The sequence below is a fragment of the Psychroserpens mesophilus genome, from assembly GCF_000826645.1.
Lineage (GTDB): Bacteria > Bacteroidota > Bacteroidia > Flavobacteriales > Flavobacteriaceae > Psychroserpens > Psychroserpens mesophilus.
This window is the reverse complement of sequence record NZ_JXJP01000036.1, coordinates 1-1,689: the sequence shown is the minus strand read 5'-3', so window position 1 is coordinate 1,689 and position 1,689 is coordinate 1. Positions and strand designations below refer to the sequence as shown.

The 1,689-nt window shown below is 29.4% G+C and carries 2 protein-coding genes; both read left to right on the top strand.

The genetic code is table 11. The annotated features are described in order from the left end of the window. Positions 1-35 precede the first annotated feature (35 nt). Positions 36-656, top strand: coding sequence for an FEKKY domain-containing protein (locus tag TD18_RS16110; protein ID WP_040254728.1), 621 nt, complete (start codon positions 36-38; stop codon positions 654-656). A 207-nt stretch (positions 657-863) separates the two neighbouring features. Next, a complete protein-coding gene (locus TD18_RS16105; protein WP_040254725.1) occupies positions 864-1,538 on the top strand; it encodes a hypothetical protein in 675 nt (224 codons plus the stop codon). Positions 1,539-1,689: the final 151 nt, after the last annotated feature.

Below are 1,689 nucleotides of genomic sequence, written 5' to 3'. Positions count from 1 at the left end.
AACCTTATACAAACTCGTTGTACGCAATTTGAGAAATGAACCGTAAAAGAATAATATTTATTGGAATTCTATTAATCGGAATTGGAATTTTATTGTGGAATTTCGGATTTTTCAGTTCATATAATTATCTAACTGCTAAAGCTGATATAGCGAATGGCAAACTACAAAAAATAGCTGTCGGAGAACAATTACTTATGCCGAAAGAAATAGACGAAATAAGCCGAAAATATGGGTTTACGAATATCGCATTTGGATGTATTGTTAGCCAACCCGAAATAAATGGAATTGACATTTATAATGAACAAATGGACAAACATTTGACTGAATTAAATGATGACAACTGGAAAGCCAAATACCGAAAAGAAATTGACTCGCTGATAAATCTAAAGGTTTATAGTGAGATTCCTGATTCAGCATTTTGGATTGAAAAAAACGGAATTGGAAACTGGTTTAACGTTGACTGGATGCATAATCATAAAAACAATGCAATAATCTCGATTTATGACAAATCTGGAGAATTAATTATCAAAAGTAAGTTTATGAAAATTTGTCCTATTGACGAATTAAAATTCATTGAGGATTTGAAATCGGAAATTGACTTTTATGATGGAGAAAACATACAATTGAAAGATAATTGTTATTTATTAAAAAAATAAAAACTGCGTACAACAACGTATATAGCTCATAGCTAAGTAGTTGCTTAATCAAAGTTAAGGCATATTTGCAAGTCCGCCAAATTTTTTAATTTGGCTTATTGAGAAAAAAAGATAATAAGAAAATTAAAAAATTCGGCTCGTGCGTAACCGAAAAATAAACGCTAATATACACGCTACGAGCCATATACAAAACCGTTACCTACAATTATGAAAAAAATTCCGTTTCTAATCTTAATATTGGTTTTTATATCAAGTTGCAACTTCAATACAAAGATTGAATTACCGAAAGCAGAAACTGCCGAATTAAAACCTTTTCCAAAAATTGAGCCTTCAACATTTGAAAACATATTCATAGTTGATGAGAATAAATGTGAAAAGTGGAATTTACCAATCACACGTTTCAAAATTGAATTTCCAAATAATGTAAAAGTTGATTCTGCCAAAATCGGAATTGAAAACTATGACTATATAAGTTTTCAAGTAATAGAAAATGATATTGTAATTGAGGAATTTTCAATAGGATATTCAGATCGTAGTAGAATATTTGAAAAAGAATTTGGAGAAAAATCCGCTGAAAAAATTCTGACCAGTTTAAAAAAGAGATTTCCAAATGCAAAAGAACTTTACAAAGGGATGGCGGAATTTAATGGTCAAACAAATTACCAACTAAATGCTCAAATTGAAATAAAGGAAAAAACACCACAAAACTTTATCGGAATTTATCAAATGTTTAGAACTCATTATTATCCAAAAACGACTGATTTTAATCCTGTAAATTTAAGTTGGACTGCAAATCAAAACTCTGAAATTAAAAATAAAGAGGATTTTGGAATTAAAAGTTTGAGCGGAGAAATTTGGAAAACATTCGAGTTTATAGAATAAATAACAGTAGGTAACAACGTGTATAATTAATTACTGCTGAATTACTTAATGGAAAATCCTCAAAATTAATTAACTTAGTACTAATCGGAAAATGACTCACGTCCTTTTCCGTAACTAATCATCACACGAAAACGTTAGCACAAATGAAAAA